Annotated in this window: 4 protein-coding genes; all 4 read left to right on the top strand. The window is 72.9% G+C overall.

The genetic code is table 11. The annotated features are described in order from the left end of the window. On the top strand, positions 1–366 hold a 366-nt coding region (locus tag E3T37_RS00260), incomplete at its 5' end, for a 3-oxoacyl-[acyl-carrier-protein] synthase III C-terminal domain-containing protein (protein WP_304992278.1). A gap of 4 nt (positions 367–370) precedes the next feature. Continuing rightward, on the top strand, positions 371–2,500 hold the full coding sequence (locus tag E3T37_RS17735) for an FAD-dependent monooxygenase (RefSeq protein WP_198415923.1): 2,130 nt from the start codon (positions 371–373) through the stop codon (positions 2,498–2,500). 568 nt (positions 2,501–3,068) lie between these two features. Continuing rightward, positions 3,069–3,893 (top strand): SDR family oxidoreductase, encoded by an 825-nt coding sequence (locus tag E3T37_RS00275; RefSeq protein ID WP_134364863.1) that lies wholly within the window; start codon positions 3,069–3,071, stop codon positions 3,891–3,893. Positions 3,894–3,989: 96 nt separating this feature from the next. Continuing rightward, positions 3,990–5,855 carry a methyltransferase gene (locus E3T37_RS17225; RefSeq protein ID WP_241994513.1) on the top strand — a complete coding sequence of 622 codons (1,866 nt, stop codon included), beginning with the start codon at positions 3,990–3,992 and terminating at the stop codon, positions 5,853–5,855. Positions 5,856–6,028: the final 173 nt, after the last annotated feature.

Here is a 6,028-nt window from a genome sequence, read left to right on the forward strand (position 1 = left end):
CTCGCGCCGGCGGTGCTCGCGCCGGCGGTGGGCGGGGACGCCGCGGCCGGGTCGGTCGCGACTCTGGTGGCGCCGCCCGCGCTCGCCGACACCCCCGCCACGGCGATCGCGCACTGGGCGATCCACCCGGGCGGGCGCAGCATCCTGGACAAGACCGAGGCCAAGCTGGGCCTCAGCGAGGCGCAGCTCGTGCCCTCACGCGAGACCCTTCGCAACTACGGGAACATGAGCAGCGCCACCATCCTGTTCGTGCTCAAGGCGATCATGGATTCCCCGGACGCGACCGACGGAGAACGGGTCTGCGCCATGGCGTTCGGGCCAGGGCTGACGGTTGAATCCGGCTTGATGACCGTCACCGCCGGATAGCGGCGTGGGCATCCGTTCTCTGGGGCTGCGAACTCTGGGGCTGCGTGCGAGCGACGCCGTCGAGATCATGGACGACCCGGACTGCGACCCGGACCGGCTGACGAACACGTACGCGAACTTCAAGTACGTGAACGCGGTCGTGTCGGGCTGGCGCGGGATGTACCGGCGCGAGATCCGGCCGACCCTGTCTTCCACCCAGGAGCGCACGCTGCTCGACATCGGGTCGGGCGGCGGCGACATGGCGCGGGCGCTGGCGCGGTGGGCCGCGCGCGACGGCCTGCGCCTGCGGGTGACGGCGATCGATCCGGATGTCCGCGCGCACGCCTACGCGACCGGCCTGCCGCCGTTGCCGGGGCTCACGTTCCGGCGGGCGCTGAGCTCGGCGCTGGTCGCCGAGGGCCTGGTGTTCGACTTCGTGGTCTCCAACCACGTGCTGCACCACCTCACCGGGGAGCAGCTGGGCGGGCTGCTGGCCGATTCGAAGCGTCTGGTCGGCGGCGGCGGTGCTCGTGCTCGTGTCGGTGCCGGTGCTGGTGCTCGTGTCGGTGTCGGTGTCGGTGCCGGTGCTGGTATCGGGCGGGTGTTGCACGCCGACATCGAGCGCAGCCGGTTCGCGTACCTCGGATTCGGTCTGGGCACCTGGCCGTTGTTCCGCCGGTCGTTCATCCGCGACGACGGGCTCACGTCGATTCGGCGCAGTTTCACGGCGGCCGAGTTGCGCGCGGTGGTTCCGCCGGGCTGGCGGGTGACGCGGGAGCATCCGTCGCGCCTCGTGCTGCGGTGGCCGGCTCCGGCCGCCACAGTGCCCATTCCGGTCGAGAGTGACCGGCGCGACGGGCACTCTCGACCGGAACGGGCACTGTCGGAAGAGAGCGGGCCGGGGAGCGGGCGACCGGTGCGGGACGTGATCGTGGTCGGCGGCGGCCCGGTGGGGATCCTGCTCGCCGGGCTGCTGGCCGTGCGGGGCCTCGACGTGGAGGTGCTGGAGAAGCGGGCGGAGCCGTCGCTGCGGTCGCGGGCCATCGGCATCCACCCGCCGTCGCTGCGTGCCCTGCAACAACTGGGGGTGGCGGACGCGGTGATCGACCGGGCGGTGCGGATCCGCGGCGGCCTCGTGCGTTCGGGCGGGCGCACCCTCGGACGCCTCGTCTTCGCCGATACGGCCGACCGGCACGACCGCGTGATCTCGCTGCCGCAGTACGAGACCGAGGCGGTGCTGCGCGCCCGCTTCGAGGAGCTGGCGCCCGGCCGGTTCCGCGGCGGCGTGACCGTGGCCGGGGTGCGCGACCGCGGCGACCGCGTCGAGGTTTACACGGATGCCCCGGCCGCGCCCGGTGGGTCCGGCGAGACTGCGGGGGCCGGGTCGGGGTCCGGTGCCGGTGGCGCCGGCGAGCCCACTGAGGCAGCTGGAGCAGGTGGGCCTCGTGAACCCGGCGAAACGCTCGAGGCCCGGTATGTGGTGGCGGCCGACGGCGCCCGCAGTCTGCTGCGCGACCTGGTCGGCATCCGCTGCACGGCTCGCACCGGAGGCGAGACCTACCTGATGAGCGATTTCCCCGATGCCGGCGAGCACCCGGGTGAGGCCATCCTGTTCTTTGAGCAGGGCGGCGTGGTCGAGTCCTTCCCGCTTCCGGGCGGCCGGCGCCGCTGGGTGGCCATGACTCCCACCCTGCTCACGGATGCGACGAGCGCGGACCTGGCCGCGATGGTCGCATCCCGCACCCGTGTGCACCTGCCCGCAACCTCGGCCGCGGCCAGCTCCTTCTCGGTGCAGCAGCGACTGGCCCGACGGATGGTGGCCGGCCGGGTCGTGCTCGTGGGCGACGCGGCCCACCAGATCAGTCCGATCGGAGGCCAGGGCATGAACCTCGGCTGGCTGGACGCGCTGCAGCTGGCCCCGGCGTTGGAACGTGCGCTTCGGGACCCGGTGTCCGGTCCGGGCGTGCTCGCCGACTTCGACCGCCGGCGCCGGCGCAGCGCCCGGATGGCCGCGCGCCAGGCCGGCTTCAATATGGCGATGGGAAGCCCAGCGCAGGGGCTGCGCCTCCGCGCGCGGAACGGCTTCGTGCGCGCGCTGGCCGTCCCGCCGGCGAGCGCCGTCCTCGCCCGCGCCTTCACCATGCGCTGGCTGTAGCCCGCTGGCTGTAGCCCGCTGGCTGTAGCCCGCCGGCTCGTTCGCCTGATCGGTTCGGTGCCGTGGGGCCAACTCAGGAGAAACCAGCGGCTGGCGCGGTCGGCACCCGGAAATCCGCGGGGGACGCGGCCGCGATGCCACTCTTCTCCTGAGTTGGCCACGGCGCACGAGCGGCTTCCGGTGCCCGGCCCCGGAAGCCCAGTCCCATGCGTGCATAACTCCTGCAGTTTGGCCACGTGGAGACCAGATCTCCCGGGAATCCGCGGGCGGCCCCCCGACTCGGATCCCAATCTGCAGGAGTTATGCACCGAGGCGACGGATGATCCCCGCCGGCGAGGTCGCGCCGGTCGCGTGGCGAGCCGGGGGTCAACTCAGGAAAAACCTGCGCATGAGGCTGCCCGCCCCCGGAAACACGGGGGTCCGCAGCCGCCGCAGCCCGAATCTCCTGAGTTAGCCACACCGCATCGGCGCGCCCGGACCGTCGAACCGCTGGGCGGCCCGACCCACGCACTCCCGGAGAATTCGCCGCCATCCCGATGGCTGGACCGGCAACGGCTAGCATGACGCCATGACTCTCCCCGAAGTTGTCGGTCTGCCCGCTGTCTTCGCCCTTCCCGGCGCCTGGGATCTCACCGGCCGCACGGCCCTGGTCACCGGGGCCGGCAGCGCCTCGGGCATCGGCTTCGCCGCCGCACGGATGCTCGGCGAGTTGGGCGCACAGGTCGTGCTCACCGCCACGACCGAACGGGTGCACGAGCGCGTGGCCGAGCTGTCCGCAATGGGTGTGCCGGCATCCGGCGTCGTCTGCACCCTCGACACCGAGGCCGGCGCGCTCGTGCTCGTCGACGCGCTCGCCACCGCGGGGCTGGCTCCCACGGTCCTGGTCAACAATGCGGGCATGGTCGCGGTCGGGGACGCCGAGATGCTGCACGGCGACATCAGCACGACCGAGGCGGGGGAGTGGGACCACGGCCTCGCGATCAACCTGTCGACCGCCTTCCACGCGACACGCACGGTGATCGGCTTCATGCACGCGGCCGCCTGGGGGCGCATCGTCACGGTGTCCAGTGTGAGCGGGCCGGTGATGGCGTCACGCGGAGACCTCACCTATGCCGCGGCGAAGGCCGGACTCGCCGGGCTCACCCGGGCGCTCGCCGTGGACGAAGCCTTGCTCGGCATCACCGCGAACGCGGTCGCGCCGGGCTGGATCCAGACCGGGTCACAGCTGGACAGCGAGGCGATCGAGGGGGCGCTTGTGCCGGTCGGGCGCAGCGGCACAGCGGCGGAGGTCGCATCCGTCATCGCATGGCTGGCCTCGCCGGGCGCGTCGTACGTGACCGGGCAGACGATCGTGGTCGACGGCGGCAACAGCGTGGCCGAGGAACGCCGGTAGGGAAGCCGGTTCGGCGACCGACTGGCAGGCGAGTGGGCGGCCATGGGGCGGCGAGCGAGCGGCTCGGGTGCGGTCCGGGTGCAGTTGAATGGACTGGTGACTTCCGCACTGATCGACCGCCTCCGCTCCGACCTCGCCACCGCCAACTACTCGGTCTCGGCCCTGACCGGACTGTGGGGCATCGAAGCGGATGCCGCGCTGCGCCGCAATCAGCGGGTTCCGGCGCTGCGGGCGCTCGCCGGCCTCCGGGAGAAGCTCGGGCACACCGAACCCTGCGCCACGCTGGCCCGGCTGTTCGTGCTCGGCCTGCCCGTCGACCGTGCGGACCTCGACGCCGCCCTCCCTGCGCTGGGCGCCGCCGGGGCGGAGGAGCTCGGCCTCGCGGCATCCGTCACGGTCGGCGACGCCGGTACCGGCGGATCCGGCGATGCCGGCGATGCCGCTGACACCGGTGACACCGCTGACACCGCTGACACCGGTGACACCGGCTACGAGTCCCACGCCGCTCTCCGCCCCCTGCTCGAACTGCGGCCGTACACCTTTGTGGACGCGCACGGCGCCGGAAGCTGGTGGATCGCGTCCGACCTGGGCGAGCTCGCACTCGGCCACGCGCTCGGCGAGAGCCATGTGCTCGGGGTGGGCGGGGCATCCCTCACCCTGAGCGGGCTGCTGATCCCCACCGAAGTGGTCAGCGCGCTCGACCTCGGGACCGGGTGCGGGATCCAGGCGATGCACGCGTCCCGGCACGCCGAACGGGTCGTCGCGACCGATATCTCCGCACGCGCACTCGAGCTCGCGGCCTTGAACGTGGAGCTCAACGGCATCGGCAACATAGAGTTCCGCCTGGGCAGTCTGTACGAACCGGTGGCGGGGGAACGGTTCGACCACATCATTTCCAACCCGCCGTTCGTGATCACCCCGCGGGTCGCGGGCGTGCCGAGCTACGAATATCGCGATGGCGGCATGGTCGGCGACGCCCTCGTCGAGGCGGTCGTGCGCGGCGCGGCCGACCACCTCACCCCGAACGGCGTGGCCCAGTTGCTCGGAAACTGGGAATACCACGCCCGCCAGGACGCCTTCGACCGCCTGGCGGGCTGGCTCGACGCCCCGGCGTCCTCGTCGCGCCGGTCGAACCCTGCGTCTTCGGCGATCACGGCGACCCCGGCGGTTTCGGCGCGCCCTGACGAATTCGACGGAGATTTTGCCCCAAACAGCTCGAATTCGCCACCTGCGACACCTCCGGGAGCAAAATCTCCGTCGAATTCGCACGAGGCCGTGCGGGCGACGGATGCCGCGGCCCTCGAGGCGTGGATCATCGAGCGGGAGGTGCAGCCGCCCACGCTCTACGCCGAGACCTGGATCCGCGACGGCGGCACCCGCGCCGACACCGCCGACTTCGACCGCCTCTACGGCGCCTGGCTGGACGATTTCGAGGCCCGCGGCGTGACACAGGTCGGCTTCGGCTACCTTCTGCTTCGGCGGCCGGCCGCCGCTCGGGTGCCCGGTGCGCCTGCCACGCCTGCCACGCCCGGGCCCGGCCTGCGCCGCCTCGAGCGCCTCCCCGGCGCCCTCGGCCACAACCCGGCCGGAATCGGCAGCTACCTCGCCGACTGCCTGGCCGCCCACGACTGGCAGGCGGCCACGGATGACGCCCACCTCGCCCGGGCCCGCCTCGTCGTCGCGCCCGACGTCACGGAAGAGCGGCACTACTGGCCCGGCCAGGAAGACCCGACCCTGATGACACTGCACCAGGGCAGCGGCTTCGGCCGGTCGATCCCGCTGGACACCGCACTCGCCGCGCTGGTCGGCGCCTGCGATGGCGACCTCGACGTCGGCTCCATCGTCGCGGCGCTCGCCCAGCTGCTCGAGGTCGACCAGCGCGAGCTCAGCGCGGACCTCCTGCCGAGGGTGCGTGAGCTGCTGACGGACGGTTTCCTGCAACTGCCGGTGCCGCCCGGGTAGCGCGAGCGGGCCGCCGGGATCCGGGCTGGCCGGCCCCCGAACCGCACCCACCCGCCGCCCGCCACCCGACCCCGCCCGCCATCCGCCCGCCATCCGCACCCATCCGCATCCGCCCGCCATCCGCCCGCCATCCGCACCCATCCGACCCCGCCCGCCATCCGCCCGCCATCCGC

Origin of the sequence: Cryobacterium sp. TMT2-10 (genome assembly GCF_004403075.1) — a bacterium.
Taxonomy (GTDB): domain Bacteria; phylum Actinomycetota; class Actinomycetes; order Actinomycetales; family Microbacteriaceae; genus Cryobacterium; species Cryobacterium shii.